Source organism: Vibrio tapetis subsp. tapetis, from assembly GCF_900233005.1.
Taxonomy (GTDB): Bacteria; Pseudomonadota; Gammaproteobacteria; order Enterobacterales; family Vibrionaceae; genus Vibrio; species Vibrio tapetis.
On record NZ_LT960612.1, the window covers coordinates 159,761 to 175,882 of the forward strand.

Here is a 16,122-nt window from a genome sequence, read left to right on the forward strand (position 1 = left end):
TCACTAGCCTATTTCTACATGATCAAGCAGTGTATGGATGATATCGCTACGGCTGATACCATCGGCAAGCGCATCGTAAGACAACGAAAATCGGTGCCCCAACACCATTGGGGCGACACTGCGCACATCATCCGGCATGACATAATCACGCCCTTGTAACCACGCATATGCTCGGCTGCACTTGTCTAGTGCGATGGACGCTCTTGGGCTCGCTCCGACTAAAATCCAATCCGCTAACAGGCTATCTGGATAACGTTCTGGTTTACGTGTCGCCATCACCAGCGCAACGATGTATTTTTCAACCAACGGCGACACTTCCATTTTCACGAGTTGCTTTCTCGCATCTGCAATAACTTGTGGGTCAATCGCCTGCTTTGCTCTTCCGTTACCACTACCTTGATGGCCATTATTCTGGTGATGTTCAACATTCAGCGCCGAATACTCTTCAGAACGAAGCAGTTGAATGATGCCTAATTCACTCTCGTCGTCAGGATAACCGACGCTCACTTTCAGCATAAAACGATCAAGCTGTGCTTCTGGTAGGCTATAGGTTCCCTCTTGTTCTATCGGATTTTGGGTTGCCAATACCATAAATAGGTCGGGCAGCGCATGGCTCTGTGTGCCAATAGTGACGGTGTTTTCCGCCATGGCTTCTAACAACGCAGATTGCACTTTCGCTGGAGCTCGGTTTATTTCATCTGCAAGTACTATGTTGTTAAAGATTGGCCCCGCTTGAAAGCGCAATGACGGCTTGCCATCAACATCTTGATAGACCTCTGTACCCGTTACATCAGAAGGCAAAAGGTCTGGAGTAAACTGAACTCGACCAAATCCAGTCTCTAGCTCAGCAGCCAAGCTCTTCACAGAACGGGTTTTAGCCGTCCCTGGTAAGCCTTCTAAGAGCACATGCCCCTTGGTCAATAGCCCTAAAACAAGCGCTTCTACTACATGGCGCTGTCCAATTACCGCTTGTTCTACACGCTGGATGAGTTGGTTGACACTCTGTTGGGTCTGATTCATTTTTTACTCCGGTCAATCAGTTAGCGTTCTGATCTTATCTCAACCAGATATAACTAATGGTTATAGTGACTATAAAGCGACACCAAACCGGGAACGGATTAGCTTAGATGGCAACAAGGTGTACAAACACTTTGATTTTCCAATCTCAATAAACAATTGGAGTCCTTATGACTACCCAAATCAATAAACTGGCCGTAGGCGTTGGCCTTTTAGCTGCTTCTGGCGCAGTCGCGGCAGCAGAACAACCCAACATTTTGGCTATCTGGGGTGATGACATTGGTGTGTTTAACATCAGTGCTTACAACAATGGCATGATGGGCTACGAAACCCCAAATATTGACCGTATTGCTAATGAAGGTGCGCTATTTACCGACCACTACGGTCAACAATCTTGTACCGCAGGGCGAGCAGCCTTTCTTACGGGCCAAGAACCTTTCCGTACCGGCCTACTGACTATTGGTATGCCGGGCTCTGACCACGGTATTCCAGATTGGGCTCCAACTGTTGCTGACTTATTAAAAGAACAAGGTTACATGACAGCGCAATTTGGTAAAAACCACATGGGTGACCAAGACAAACACTTACCAACCAACCACGGTTTTGACCAGTTCTTTGGCAACCTTTACCACCTGAATGCCGAAGAAGAACCAGAAACGTATTACTACCCTAAAGACGCAGAGTTTCGTAAGAAATACGGCCCTCGTGGTGTAATTAAAGCAACCGCAGACGGAAAAATTGAAGATACCGGTCCAATGACCCGTAAGCGCATGGAACACGCCGACGAAGAGTTCTTAGAAGAGTCATTGGCCTTCATGGAGAAAGCGGTGAAAGCGGATAAGCCTTTCTTCATCTGGCACAACACGACTCGCATGCACGTTTGGACTCGCCTGCAAGAGAAATACCAAGGCGCATCAGGCATCAGCATTTACGCTGACGGTATGTTAGAGCATGATGACCACGTTGGTATTCTGTTAGACAAACTTGATGAGTTAAAAATCGCAGACAATACCATTGTGATTTACTCAACAGATAACGGTGCTGAAACCGTCTCATGGCCTGATGGTGGAGCGACGTACTTCCACGGTGAAAAAGGCACAACATACGAAGGCGGCATGCGTGTTCCTCAGCTAGTTCGCTGGCCTGGAGTCATCAAGCCGGGAACTAAAATCAACGACATTATGGCTCATCAAGATTGGATCCCAACTTTAATGGCGGCCGCTGGTGATGACAAAGTGGTTGAAAAGCTGGCGTCTGATAAAGGGGCTCGTTACAACGGTAAAGACTGGCGCGTGCACTTAGATGGCTACAACTTCATGCCTTACTTCGAAGGTAAAGAAGATCATGGGCCCCGTGATAGCATGCTGTACTTCTCTGCCAACGGCGAACTCAACGCCGTACGTAGCGGAGACTTCAAAATTTCGTTTGCTGTGTTAGAAGGCAATATCACTGATGCGGTACGCTTCCAGCCAAACTGGCCTCAAATCGTCCATTTACGTGCCGACCCGTTTGAAAAAGCACCACACGAATCTGGCATGTATCTACGCTGGATGGCCGACAACATGTGGTTATTTGTACCGGTAGGCAACGAAGTACAAGACTTCCTGAGCACACTAAAAGACTACCCGATGCAGGCAAGCCAAGTGCTTAACCCGGGTAACTTCAATCAAAATTCTATGATGCTGCAAGGTAGACTTCAGCAATTAGAACAAGCTAGCCAACAGATGATGAAACAATAGTCACGCCGATAACACTGATTAGTTTCGCTTTCTAGCAACGAAACAAGGCCGTTCTCATTAGAGAATGGCCTTTCGTTTTCCAACCCATAGTGAACGTAAACATCAAACAGCGAGAGATCCTACACCAACAAGGCGTGTCATTTAGGCACCTGTAGACTCTATATACTGACGTACCTTCGCCATGTACGTGGACTTATCGAATGATTCGATTTGATGATTTGGTAAAAATTTGTTCGCATAATCCAAGTACACATCTTGGGTCAGGAATATCAAAAATAGCTGCGGGTCAATATGACCGCTGGTCGCCATATGAGTCAAAATACCAATCGACTCTTCCAATGTTTTGGCCTTTTTGTACGGCCTATCACTGGATGTTAGAGCCTCAAAAATGTCTGCTATTGCCATCACTCTTGGCGAAAGACCAAACTCATCACCTTTAATACCCATTGGATAGCCTTGCCCATCCACCCTTTCATGATGACCACCAGCAATGATAGGAACCCCCGACAAATGCGGCGGATAAGGAAGTTTATTCAACATTTCAATGGTTTGTACAATATGGTCATTAATTATGTATCGCTCTTCTTCTGTTAGCGTACCAGCGCGAGTCGACAAATTATAAAGCTCGCCACGGTCATACTTATATTTACCTGCTCGCATAGTGTATGCTTCTGACAATTCTGGTCTTTGGTCCCAAGCAATATGATGAGCTTGCTTGTCCGCTAAGATACATTCTTCCACAGGCAATGGTTCAGGATCAGCCATACGATCGACCTCTGCCCAAGACAGCCCCAATCGGTCATCGATCGTACGGGTCCATTTTCTCTCTGAGATGGTACTCAAGCGTTTAAGCGCCTCTTCACTCATCCACTCGCTGCCTAAATTACAGTGGGCAATAAATTCAAAGTCGCTATCTAATTCTTGTTGTTTTTGTCGCTTAATCTGTTCCGCTTGTTGCTCACTCATCCCGTGATGGAGGTTCTTCCAGTACTCAACTTCTGCTTCAGACTTAAGCAATTCAAATCTCATTCTGACTTCATGGATTCGGTCATAAATCGTTTCAAGCTTAGTGGCTTTATCTACCACGTATTCTGGCGTCGTCACTTTTCCGCAATCGTGAAGCCAAGCGGCTAACATCAACTCTTCCCATTCCAGCTCCGTCATTTCAAAATCTGGATAAAACTCCTCATCATCTACAACGGCTTTTACCAGCATTTCAGTTAACATAGGGACTCTCTGGCAGTGCCCACCAGTATAAGGCGACTTGGTATCTATAGCTGAAGCCGTCAGTTCAATGAAAGCGTTAAGCATGTCTTTTTGCTGCTGGATCTGGTCGATATTTTCCTTGGCAATACCTGCGAAATTCAGCACTTGCTTCAAAAAGCTATGGTGGTAGTCACTTTCATTACCAATTTTTTGTTCATTTAGAGCAAGTACAACCACCAGCTGCTGAGCCTTATTCAAAATAGGGAACAAGCTCCAACGCATTGCTTCTCCATCGTCTATTTTGACAATGTCACCAGATTTCAGTGTTTGATAATCGGCGTCATTACTATGGAAGAAGGCCATAATGTCGAACGGTATTCGCCCTTCATCTCCGATTTGACAGAACGCATTGTCACCCTGATCCTTAATGAATACATTGACTGAATGAGCATGCGAAATAGTGTAACAATGCGCGATCAACTTATTTGCTAATACGGAAAAATCGTGATTTTGAGAGGTTTCCTTTAACAGATGGAGAAAATCATCCAGAGCATGCTCCATTAACTTAACAGAGGATGTCAGTTCATCCACTTCTTTGATCTGACTGTCTGGGTAATCCTTTTTCTTGAACTTAAAGTGCGTAATATTCTGGGTCAACTTGGCGAGGTTTTCGAGTGGCTTAGAGATTCGCTTAGAGATCAAAAAGACAAAAACACAACCGACAGACAACATAATGATGGCAGCAAATACCTGTTTATTTCTCAGCGACAAAATGTCCTGAATAAGCATGTTCTGGGGTATAGCCTCAACCAAAAACAAGGTTACTTTAGGGCTAAGTTCAACAGGAATGATGGCTCTGGCCCAGGTTTCACCTTCAAATGAGACAAAATCAAGCCCCACTTCTTTCACTTCAAATGTCATATCACCTAGCACCGATTGGCTTGGGACATTCAAAGCGCCAGATTCAAATTCATTTTCAAGCAAGTTTTTGTGGGCGATCAACTTAAACTTCTGATCAAACAATGCCAGTACAGAATGCTCACTCCCCAAATTTTCGGCAATTTCCGTCGACAAAGAACCCAGCGTGAAATCAATTCCCAACACCGCTTTTCCATTAAGTGATCGTCGAGACAAGGTAACGCCATGCTTTTCTAACATATAAAACTCATACGGCTCAGTCAGACGAATAATCCCATCGCGCTTGGCGCTACTAAACCAAGACCGCTCCTCGGGTACAAATGTGCTGGCTTCTTTGGTTATCTGCCCTAACACTTTCAATTGAGAATCATAGAATAATCGGGTCATTTGGCCTTTAGGGTCGGTATGGCTGAGCATAAACTTCGACTCTTCAGGGGCACTGAGTCTCTCACGCTCTGTGTGACTTGGGATGGGTCGGAATAGAGTAAAGTGGCCATCATCTGATGCATAAAAAAGCGATGTGACCGACGGTGTTTTTTCAAAAAATCGATACAACGAATTAAGCCAATGCCCTTGTGTAACTGGCGCGCCTTCGTATTCCACTAAAGCGCTTGAGGCAAGCATATCTAAGGTGTTCAACACTGGCGCTACTTCAAGCTTAAAGGCCGACTCCAATTTCTCACCTTTATCTCCACTCAATTCTAGGGCTGTCACCGCCAATAACTTCTGAGAATGCAAATAGCTCACCGAAATCAAAACAGAGCCAATAGAGACAGCGGCGAAGATAAATAACAGAGTAATATAAAACCGTAATGAATGGCGACGATGCCTTGTCATGAAAAAATTCCTTTTTTGGCTTGTTAATCAGTATCGTAGACAATAGAAAAAAAGCCAGTGGCGGTTGCTAATTGCAGATTATCAGCCACATCGAGTAGGGTGAGGCGTCTCCGCCTCATCCCTCTCACAGAACCGTACGTACGGACCTCGTATACGGCTCATGCACATTTCCATTCAGCATAATGGCTGAACACATATCCTGTCCTAACGTGTTCAAGATTCACTAATCCAAGGTCGTTAAACCATTGATTTGGCATCGAGTAACTGGCTAATGGACTCGCAGCATTTCTCCAACTATCCATACAGATATACCTGAATGACCCTTCGTAACCTAGCTGTCTTAGCCTGCGGTGGAGTCGGGTCGGTTTTTTCCATAATCGTAATTGGACGCTGCGAAGTCTTCGCCTTAACCACGCGGCCAGTTTCTTAAACTCCCTGTTGGCATTCGCTATTCGAAAGTACTGGCTGAACCCTCTCAGAAGTGGATTCAGTTGTTTAATGACTTCTAACAATGGCTTACCGCCATTGCGTCTTGTCACTCGCTTCAACTTTCCTTTGAACGTCGACATTTTCTTTGGCTGAATACGGCTATAATGGCTACCGATTTCTATTCCAAGGAATTTCACACCTTCGCCGCTGTGCGCTATGTGTGATTTGGTTTCGTTCACCGTTAACTTGAGCTGTTTTTCCAGGACCTTCGTTGCCTGTACTTGCGCATTTTCTGCACCTTTACGGCTGCGACAGAAGATCAGTATGTCGTCGGCATAACGGACTATTCGATGTCCTCGCTTTCGCATCTCTTGATCAAACGCATCCAGATAGATGTTCGCTATCAGTGGGCTTATTACTCCACCTTGCGGACTACCTATCTCGGTATGCTGCCACTCTCCATCAACCATTACGCCACTTTTCAGGAACTGTTTGATGAGCTCCAGTACGCTACTGTCTGTGACTCGTTTCTTAATGCTTTTTAGAATAAGCTCATGATCGAGCTTATCGAAGCACTTCGATAAGTCCATATCTACGACGTGTTGCATTCCGTATCGACGGATGAACATCGTCGCTTTGTTTATAGCATCGTGACAACTTCGATTCGGTCTATACCCAAAGCTGGATGGGTGAAACTGCTCTTCGAAGATTGGGGTTAATAGATCATTTAGAGCTTGTTGGACAACTCTATCCCGTACTGTTGGGATCCCAAGTAATCGCACCCCACCATCATCTTTCGGTATTTCTACCCGTCTGACGGGTTGAGGGGTGTATCGCTTGGTTTTGAGTTCCAGAAGAAGTTGATCTAGGTTATCACTCAGATTTTGGGCGTAGTCGCTTAGGCTCTGCCTATCTATTCCGGCCGCGCCTTTCGCTTTCCACACTTTTTTAAATCCTTTATAGAGTCGCTCTTTGTGGAGCAAGTGACCATATAAACTGTAGTAAACTCTCAACTTTTTCCTTTAGATTGTGTGCCGTGTGGGGACAAATGCTCTCTCACAGTGTTGGTGTATTTCACTCCACTCTCTAGCCTTCTAGCTCAATGGCAATTTACTAGAGTGAGTCAGAGTTACTCCCTTGTACGGTTTCTCGCTTCAGTGCTTTGCTTTCACAAAGACCGAGACGGAATACCTCGATAGCTAATCAACTTGTATACCACTGAAAAAAAAACATCTGCTCATCACAGACTTAAAATGTACTTCATCCCTTCGCAACACCAGATTGCTTTTGGCAAAATGTTGTCCCATCAGACGTGTTACTGATGGTCAGCTCAGTTTTATCCTCCACACCATTACTGGGCTTCACCGGCCGAGCTTTACTCACTACTACGGATTCATCTGCCACCTCGCACCAACATAGATCTTGGCTCTCGCCTTGAGTTTATGCTTCCGACGTTTGCTCGGATGTGGTGTCAGGCTTCCCCAGTTACTGCACTGGCTCCCTGTTAACAATGCCACCCTCAAGCACAATCTAGGTCTGATTGAGTATCGGGCTTCACGCTATTTTGCACGCTTACCCACCTAAATTGCCGAATCAGGTTCACTTTCGTTGTGTACTGTTAACTTCCTATCGCTTCCTTCAAACCCTGCCGTTGGCCAGCAACGCCCTTGCGATTCGGATTATCTTCCCCTCAATCAGGGTGATTTAGGCTTCTTTCAGCCTAATGGGTTTGCCAGCTTCGCTGGGCAAACAAAAAAGCCGCCAACAGCTCACTGTGACGGCGACAAATTAAACACAATTTTTCACGAATAACGGTTAAAAACATTGAAACCATTTACATCCATTAAATACCCGTCAAGTTGCGTTAGTGCGCATAAATCCATCTAAAAAATGCGCTTATTATAGATACATCAACTTGAAAGAGACCAGATAGCAGGTAAAAGTATGATCGTTTCGAATGCGTTTAATGAAAATCTAACCGAAAAGTCTAAACAACATTGGCTGAGTTACTGGAAGCACTTTGATAAGAAACACTATCACTTTTGTGCTGAAGTGAATTGCACCAATGAATACCACCATGGTGCCTTGGTTAAGCAAAATTCAGTAGCAGAAGAATTTCTGTTTGTTATCCCCCTCTGTAAAGAACACAGCAACAGCTTTCGTGATCAAATAGAATTGGATCAGAACATCGAGATTATTCCAGCAGAGCTTAGTTTATAGTCCTTGTAGGGATTTTGTTGGGATTTGAGCAATGATTTATCCATATGAATCATTGCTCTTTTTTATTTGATTTCCTTAATCAAAAATAAAAAATCACTATACAACTAATTGCGAAAATGAAAGCAGTTCATCATTGTTAACCGACTTATTACGTTCGAACATTTCTCTTACTGTTTGTTCAGATACAAAATCTGAGTTAAACGCAGCTATATGCACCTTGTCTCCTTTCTGAACAAAGTTATCCTCTCCCCATGAGGTGTAATTTGGTGCTCCGGTATAAAGCACAAGCTCTTCAGGGTAGTTTTGCGTTTTAAGCGTAGGTAAAATAGCTTCGTACATACCGTCATCTTGTTGATGATTGATTCGGTCTGTCATCCATGCCATCAGATGACAATAGAAAACTTTAAGTTCAGTGCAGTCTACAACGGGAGTAGCTAAGTGAAGTGTTTCATTTCTTTCTAGGTATGAAACCAATTTTAGGTTATTACCATAATTCGCGGGGCTGAGCCTCAAAACGTCCCACCATGTTTGGTTAATACCTTTGGATTTTTCACCCCATGCTTTACGTTCTGATATTTTTTTCGAACCTTCGAGCTCACGAATAGTGAAATCATTACCTATGGTAATTTGCGTTGCCATCAACGCGCTCACTTGGCCACTGTCGTCGTAATTCACCTTACAACGCAATACAAACTCAGGCTCTATGTCCACTCGCGTCCCCTTTACTGGATAATGAGCCAGATTACCACTCGATAAGGTTTCGTTGTGGTCACAATGAATGACAAAAATGCCATTTGGCAGGGTGTCTTCTTCTACATTTTCAGCGCCACTTAAGTGACCTGAAAAGTTACCAATAATGCCAATGCATAGCATGTACTTTCTCCTAATTGATATTTCTAATTATATTGTACCGATGGATATCGAATTGCTTACTCACGTCAGAAGGTTGCACAGCTGCATGTATCCAGTTGAGCAAGTAACCATGTTGCCGCAAGTAAATCAGCACTCCCTCCTGGACTTAAGTTTTTTTCAACTAATAAAGCATCAAACTTCCACATTAGAGCCTCACGTTCTTGAATGGTTGAAATGTCCTGCTCTAATAAGTCGTGTGCATAGTTTTTGACTAGCTTTAGCCCAGCGATACCACCGCGATTCACTAGATTACTGTCACTATTTTGGGCCATCAGAACCAACAGCGTTTTACTCATGGCTTGCTCTTCAGAGTCTCCCGCTTTAATCGCCCTCTTGTAGACAGGCAATGCATAGTCATAGATAGTTGGGTATCCACTCGCCGCTTCCCCCCTAATACCTGTTAAGCCATGCTGCTGATATATCCTCTCTCCCGCAGTAACAGGCCGCTTATGTGTTCGCGAAAGGTCATCTCTTACCAAGGTCTCGCAACATGCTCTAATCACTGAGCGAACCCGCAGTGAATCAAAGCCTATCCTTCTTGAATGTAGCCACCCAGTGGCACCACAAATTAACCCAAGAGTGAAGATCATGCCTTTGTGGGTATTCACGCCATTGGTTGCCTCAAACATGGCTTTTTCTGCTTGTATTCCAACCTTTCTCAAACTTGGCAAGATCGCTTTAGCAGGCAAGTAGCTCATTCTGGCCCCTGTGTTTACAAACTGTTTCATGAACGGGTGCAACGCGTTACTGCTGGCGATGAACGTATTTAAGTCCATATCATTGTGTGAGCCGGTAGAGTGACAATCTACCAAGCCCGGTTTCGGAGTAAGGTGTACTTCTAACATCATGGCGTGATAAGCAAGGTTTCCTGCCAGCTCACAAATATTGAGGTTTCGCGCGCCACGTGTGGACGGCTTGAACAATGTGCAATCGTCCATTAGCAAATTAAACGTTCGGGTAGCTTTCATGAATAATCTCGGTCATTTTGTTCAACAACTCATGCAAAGAATGGCTCCGGTTACGAGCACATATTTTAGCTTCTTGTTGGCACACGAAGCAGCGACGGCGAGGTAAGTTGAGGGTGTCTCGTGAAATGGGCTTGCCATTAAGATCAATGACATCAATATCAAGCAGGCGCCCGAGGGGATGGGTATCTTCTATGTTTACCATTGCGTATTTCAAGTCCGAATATGACGATGAATTGACCGCAAGCAGTGCTTCGTATCCGGTCGCTGAAACGGTTTTTTCTACAGCAACGATGGGCAAGTCTACTGATAGACAATCGTCAATAATCGCTTTGTATCCAGCATGAAATGCCCGGCTAGATAACTCATTTCTCTTTATATTACCCACCATATTAATGGATAAGCTAATCAGCGGTAGAGAGTGAATCGAGATCCACTCTCGTTGCCGAAAAGCACGTTGTTCTTTGCAATCAAGTAACTGCTGTAAACTGACTTTCGGCCCGCTGTGCAAAACCTACTCCTTAACTTGCTTGATGGTGTCGAGCACAGATCCGTCACGATAACGAACATACCCAACTACTTTATCGTGGTACTCGATAGGTTCCGGTCTGCCCGTTAGCAGTTGAGCACGCTGCTGCAGTGCTTCGATTGTCAAAATCGGGATACCTGCCAAAGCCAACTGTTGCGCGATACCTTCTCGTTCAGGATTAACTGCAACACCATGATCAGTAACTAATACGTCAATTTGACTGCCTACCGTCACCTTATTGAGAACAGATTCAACAACGGTTGGAATGCGACCTCTAACAAGTGGAGCAACGATTACCGTCAGGTTGGCAGAGGCCGCTGTATCACTATGTCCTCCAGATGCACCACGGATTACGCCGTCAGAGCCTGTAATCACGTTTACATTGAACTCGGTGTCTATTTCTAGGGCACTTAAAATCACAACGTCTAGACGATCAACTGCCGCTCCTTTTGAAGATGGGTTCGCGTATTGGTTGGCTGAGATTTCAATATGATTTGGATTTCTTGCTAATGAATCTGCGGCATTAGAATCAAATGACTGAACATCAAGTAACGTCTCAATGAGTCCTTTCTCATGTAAATCGACCATTGTTGATGTTATTCCACCTAGGGCGAAACTTGCTGTTATGTTGTTGCGCAGCATTTTCTCTTCTAAGAATCGAGTGACTGCCAGCGATGCACCACCAGACCCCGTTTGAAGCGAAAAACCTTGCTGAAAATAACCAGAATGTTCGATGACTTCCGCCGCTTTTCGAGCGATCAACAACTCTCTTGGGTTGCTTGTCATGCGCGTGGCACCACCACCAATTTTGGATGCGTCTCCGACTTGATCAACTTGTACCACGCCATCGACCTGATCTTGAGCCAGTGAAGCAGGCTGATTGGGAAACGGAACGACTTGTTCTGTTAGGACAATAACGTGATGGGCATATTGCGCATCTATTTGTGCGTAGCCCAGCGAACCGCAACGAGCGTTGCCCGTTACCGCATTTGCATTGCCGAACTCGTCAGACGTTGAAACTCCGAGAAAGGCCACATCTATATCCAGTTCACCCGTCTTAACCAGGTGAACTCTTCCTCCATGTGAATGGATATGAATGGGTTCTTCTAATAGCCCACGAGAAATCTCTTCTGCGAGTTCACCTCTTAATCCAGAAGTGTATAACTTAGTCACAACCCCACTTTTGATATGTTCTACAAGTGGCGCGTGGTTTTCAGATAGAGAACTGGAGGCTAACGTTAGGTTTTTCAGCCCCATTTCGGCAATGATGTCCATCACCATATTGATAACTTTATCGCCACCGCGAAACGAGTGATGGAACGAAATGGTCATGCCATCTTGCAGGCCGCTATTGCGAATGGCATCTTCAATTGTTTTAAACAACTTGCGGCTTTTCTTCCCCTCGCGATTGAGCAAATGAGGCGTAAGCTGATGCGCCTCCGAAAATGGAATCAAGTCGTAAGACAAGGATTGGGTGTGGTCGGTTACTTTGTTATTCATCAGACTTGTCCTACTGCTTAATACCTGATTCTGCACGCTCTAATGTCCAGCGAGCCCGTTCAATAATTGGTGCATCGACCATTTTTCCGTTAAGAGAGACCACCCCTGAACCCTGTTCTTCGGCTTCTTCAGCGGCTTCAATGACAGCGTATGCATGGTCGACATCTTTTTGCGACGGGGCAAAAACGTTATGTATGATTTCAATTTGGCGAGGGTTTATAAGAGACTTGCCATCAAAACCTAGAGATTTGATGTGTTCGGCTTCACGAGTAAATCCCGCTTCATTGTTTGCATCGGAGTACACGGTATCAAAAGCCATAATGCCAGCAGCACGTGCGGCTTGAAGAATACTACAGCGCGCGAAGAGCAATTCAGTGCCTTCAGGTGTACGCTCGGTTCTTAAGTCACGTACATAATCTTCAGCCCCTAAAGCAATACCAATTAAGCGTTTTGACCCCCTCGCGATCTCTACGGCATTGTTAATACCCATTGCCGATTCAATTGCTGCCAGCATTTTAGTGCTGCCTAATTCACGGCCAAATTCTATTTCTGCTTCTGCAATCACCATTTCCATGTCGATAACATCTTGTACGCTATCTGTTTTTGCCAATCGGACTACGTTAACCCCTGCTTTTACGACGGCTTTTACATCCGCTACGCCAAACGCTGAGTCCAACCCATTAACCCTAACAATGGTCTCTATTTCTCCGTACAGCAGATGCTGCAACGCGTTATAGACCAGCATACGAGCCGTGTCTTTTTCTCGTAGAGAAACTGAATCTTCAAGGTCGAACATGATGGCATCAGGCTGATAAATAAATGAGTTACTCAACATCGCAGCGTTAGAACTCGGGACAAACAGCATACTTCTTCTTAGATGACTCATTAGACGGTTCCCCATACGATGTCTTGGTCACCAATACTGGCGGCTCGCATAATCGCAGCTTGCACTCTCGCACGAATGACACAATCTAGTGCGCCTTTATCGTTCACGACGACTAGCGCTGACTTCACTCCCATTTCATCTAGAGTGCTTGTTACAACCTGACGGATCGCCGAAGCGAACTGCTTTTCAACCGAACTATTAATGTCTATTTCGACTTGATTACTGAAACATGGGGAGACTTCTACAAGTAAATCACTCGATTCGAGTGTTCCCGCATAAGATCTCTGATTGATGTGCATATTCAATCCTTAGGATTCGTTAATTGGATGACTAATAATTTTTTCCGTCGTATAAATACCCGACTTCTTTAATGGATATTGTCTGCCAACCTAAGGGGGAATATGGGGATGACGCTCATGTTTCGTCGTAGGGTAAACACCATTAATGGGTTTAATGGTTTTAACTAAATAATCAGAAAAGTTAAGATGTAAAAAAGACCAATTGAAAAATTCCTTACCGACTAAAACAAAAAAACCACCTGTCCGAGAATCCACAGGTGGTTTAGCTTCCATGCCCTTATAGCCTTTGCTTTTGCCTAACGCCCTAAACCCTACGCATTTTTTACATAAACACGCTCAGGTCGACCAACCCGACCATGCTCGTTTTCTACCGTAAGAAAGCCGCTAGCGGAACAGAACTCTAAATAACGGCGAGCCGTGGTTTTACTGATTCCGACTTCACTGCCTAAGCTTTCTGCCGTGAACTTAATTCCGCAATTCTCAGAGAAAACTTGCTTAATTTTATCCAGCGTTAACTCGCCAATGCCTTTTGGGAGACGACTCGATACCTTGTCACGCGCTTGCATATTAAACAAATCATCAACGTGACGCTGACTAATATTGTCAAAGGCATTTATGGCGCTGTTATATTTCAAATAACGATTAAGAGTTTCCTGCAGTCGATCATAAGAGACGGGTTTTAAAAGGTAGTCGAAACAACCGCATTGTAGAGCATCTTTTACGGTGTCCATCTCGCTAGATGCAGTTACGAGGATTACGTCTGGCTGATTGCCGCTCTTATCAGCCACAATCTCACGCAGCAGTTCGATACCGCGCCCGTCGGGTAGATAATTGTCCAACAATATTAATCTAGGTTTGTTTACCCGGATCATGGTTTTAGCCATCGCAATAGTAGAAGCAATGCCTATTGGGTTAAAACGCACCGTCTGCCGCAAAAACTGTGCATGTAGTTCCGCAATGCCAACTTCATCTTCGATTATGAGTACGTCAATAGTGTTCATTCGTTATTACCTTGATTCGGAATAAAAATAGAAAATATGGTTCCCTTGGGCTCAGCGTCATCAACCAATATCACGCCCCCTGAATTAGTCACGTATCGATTGATTAAATAGAGACCTATTCCATGTCCGTCACTATCATCTTTACTTGTGACACCACGGCTAAAAATCGTCGCGGCAATATTAGCAGATATACCGCATCCGTTATCGCCAACTTCAATAACTAAGTCACTGCCTGCGTCCGTGATTAACACTGTAATAACCTTGTTGCTATCAGGATTTTTTAGTGTTGCCTCAAATGCATTGTCAATTAGATTACCAATTATTGCGGACAACTCATTTGGTTCAATTTTTTCATTTAAACTATATAACTGACAAGTTGGGTCAAACTCTAAGTTGAGCCCTAATTCCTGTGACTTTGCATATTTACCTAACAATATCCCAGCAACTTGGGTGCACTTTATGCGCGAACTAACAAAATCTATTAACTGTTGCTTTCGATTATTTTCACTATTAATCAATGCTAATGCTGAGTCATTCGCACCAATCTCTATCATTCCTGCTATCGTAGATAATTTATTTGCATGTTCGTGTCTCATTACCCTGAGATTATCGGTATATTGTTTTATTTGTGTTAATTCAGCCGTCAATGAATTAATGTCATTTTTATGTCTAAAACTAACAACCCAACCCACTAAAATATTGTTATCAAATATTGCAACTCTGTTAGCGATTAACGTTTGTCCATTAATTGAAACTATTTCATCTTTTATATTTTTGTCGAACGGGGTTTGAAAGAAAAATTGAGAATTAGTAACAAACTCCAAAATACTACGCGACTTCAGGTAAGCGACGTCCTTATCCGTATCTAGCAATTCCAATGCGGTTTTGTTTAAAGTGAGAATATGCCCTGCTTTATCCAGTGCGATTACTCCTTCGTACACCGATTGAAGAATGGACTTTTGAAGGTGGAGAGCTAAGGCGATTTCCTCTGGTTCCATGCCATTCATCTTGTTTTTAATATGGCTAGAAAAGGCCCACGCGCCTAAAATTGTTAACAGGATAATGATGATGACCTCATAAATGAGGGGTTCAAAATAAAAAGCAAGCCATTGATCAAATCGATTTAACAAGTAACCAACTGAAACGACACCTATAATTTCACCATCAAAATCAATAATTGCAGCTTTGCCTCTTACGCCATAACCTAAGCTGCCTTCTTTAATTGAAATATAAGATTCACCACGCTCTAAAACGCCCTGATTGTCACCACCTTGCATTGGTTTTCCGATACGTGTCTTCACAGGGTGAGATAAACGAATACCCGACTCATCACCAATAACAATAAAACTGGCATCCGATATTTTATGTAATCTGGTTGTTACTCGCTCAATAACCGCAACATTTTTAATCCTGACTTCTTGAATTAATTCTGGGTCACTCGCGATCTCTTTGGCTTGAATTAACGCACGAGTTCCAACTTGATGTTCAAGTGACTTTAGTAATGTACGATGAAAATTACCACCCGCAATAGCTAATTGGACTAACATTAACGCAAAGATTAGGATAAAAACTTGCTCTCTAAATGAAAGCCTATTTTTCAACCATTCCATTAATTGCATAGGGGCAGCCTTCATATACCCATTCATCCTTTATTAATTAATATA

Annotated in this window: 14 protein-coding genes; 2 read left to right on the forward strand and 12 right to left on the reverse strand. The window is 44.0% G+C overall.

Annotated features, from left to right (window positions below; genetic code table 11):
• Positions 1-3: 3 nt before the first annotated feature.
• Positions 4-1,020: an AAA family ATPase gene (locus VTAP4600_RS17880; RefSeq protein ID WP_102524165.1), complete on the reverse strand. Its 1,017-nt coding sequence runs from the start codon at positions 1,018-1,020 to the stop codon at positions 4-6.
• Positions 1,021-1,187: 167 nt separating this feature from the next.
• On the opposite strand from VTAP4600_RS17880, the gene VTAP4600_RS17885 reads away from it, so the two are divergent.
• Positions 1,188-2,756 (forward strand): arylsulfatase, encoded by a 1,569-nt coding sequence (locus tag VTAP4600_RS17885; RefSeq protein WP_102524166.1) that lies wholly within the window; start codon positions 1,188-1,190, stop codon positions 2,754-2,756.
• Positions 2,757-2,897: 141 nt separating this feature from the next.
• Here VTAP4600_RS17885 and VTAP4600_RS17890 read toward each other — a convergent pair whose 3' ends face one another.
• Both VTAP4600_RS17890 and ltrA read right to left on the reverse strand, forming a co-directional pair.
• Positions 2,898-5,717: an HD domain-containing phosphohydrolase gene (locus VTAP4600_RS17890; protein WP_102524167.1), complete on the reverse strand. Its 2,820-nt coding sequence runs from the start codon at positions 5,715-5,717 to the stop codon at positions 2,898-2,900.
• Between the two features lie 158 nt (positions 5,718-5,875).
• Entirely contained in the window at positions 5,876-7,159 is a 1,284-nt protein-coding gene (gene ltrA / locus VTAP4600_RS17895) for a group II intron reverse transcriptase/maturase (protein ID WP_102521018.1), read from the reverse strand.
• A 931-nt stretch (positions 7,160-8,090) separates the two neighbouring features.
• Here ltrA and VTAP4600_RS17900 point away from each other — a divergent pair.
• Positions 8,091-8,366, forward strand: coding sequence for a hypothetical protein (locus VTAP4600_RS17900; RefSeq protein WP_102524168.1), 276 nt, complete (start codon positions 8,091-8,093; stop codon positions 8,364-8,366).
• A 96-nt stretch (positions 8,367-8,462) separates the two neighbouring features.
• On the opposite strand, the gene VTAP4600_RS17905 is transcribed toward VTAP4600_RS17900, so the two are convergent.
• The 9 genes from VTAP4600_RS17905 to VTAP4600_RS17945 all read right to left on the reverse strand — a co-directional run bounded on the left by VTAP4600_RS17905 (position 8,463) and on the right by VTAP4600_RS17945 (position 16,077).
• Complete coding sequence (locus tag VTAP4600_RS17905; protein WP_102524169.1) at positions 8,463-9,239, reverse strand: DUF5718 family protein; 777 nt, start codon at positions 9,237-9,239, stop codon at positions 8,463-8,465.
• A 65-nt stretch (positions 9,240-9,304) separates the two neighbouring features.
• A complete protein-coding gene (gene citG, locus VTAP4600_RS17910; RefSeq protein WP_102524170.1) occupies positions 9,305-10,246 on the reverse strand; it encodes a triphosphoribosyl-dephospho-CoA synthase CitG in 942 nt (313 codons plus the stop codon).
• Positions 10,224-10,754, reverse strand: coding sequence for a citrate lyase holo-[acyl-carrier protein] synthase (citX, locus tag VTAP4600_RS17915; RefSeq protein ID WP_102524171.1), 531 nt, complete (start codon positions 10,752-10,754; stop codon positions 10,224-10,226). The genes citG and citX overlap by 23 nt, the downstream gene beginning before the upstream one ends.
• Before the next feature lie 3 nt (positions 10,755-10,757).
• Positions 10,758-12,227, reverse strand: a complete 1,470-nt coding sequence (gene citF / locus VTAP4600_RS17920) for a citrate lyase subunit alpha (protein ID WP_197708692.1) — start codon at positions 12,225-12,227, stop codon at positions 10,758-10,760.
• 55 nt (positions 12,228-12,282) lie between these two features.
• The gene (gene citE, locus VTAP4600_RS17925; RefSeq protein WP_172443170.1) at positions 12,283-13,158 is read right to left on the reverse strand and encodes a citrate (pro-3S)-lyase subunit beta; all 876 of its coding nucleotides are present in this window, start codon (positions 13,156-13,158) and stop codon (positions 12,283-12,285) included.
• Entirely contained in the window at positions 13,158-13,457 is a 300-nt protein-coding gene (gene citD / locus VTAP4600_RS17930; RefSeq protein WP_102524174.1) for a citrate lyase acyl carrier protein, read from the reverse strand. Before citD ends, citE begins: the two co-directional genes overlap by 1 nt.
• A gap of 90 nt (positions 13,458-13,547) precedes the next feature.
• A complete protein-coding gene (locus VTAP4600_RS17935; protein ID WP_102524175.1) occupies positions 13,548-13,730 on the reverse strand; it encodes a hypothetical protein in 183 nt (60 codons plus the stop codon).
• A 38-nt stretch (positions 13,731-13,768) separates the two neighbouring features.
• The gene (locus VTAP4600_RS17940) at positions 13,769-14,458 is read right to left on the reverse strand and encodes a response regulator (RefSeq protein ID WP_102524176.1); all 690 of its coding nucleotides are present in this window, start codon (positions 14,456-14,458) and stop codon (positions 13,769-13,771) included.
• Positions 14,455-16,077: an ATP-binding protein gene (locus VTAP4600_RS17945; RefSeq protein ID WP_231897965.1), complete on the reverse strand. Its 1,623-nt coding sequence runs from the start codon at positions 16,075-16,077 to the stop codon at positions 14,455-14,457. Before VTAP4600_RS17945 ends, VTAP4600_RS17940 begins: the two co-directional genes overlap by 4 nt.
• Positions 16,078-16,122: the final 45 nt, after the last annotated feature.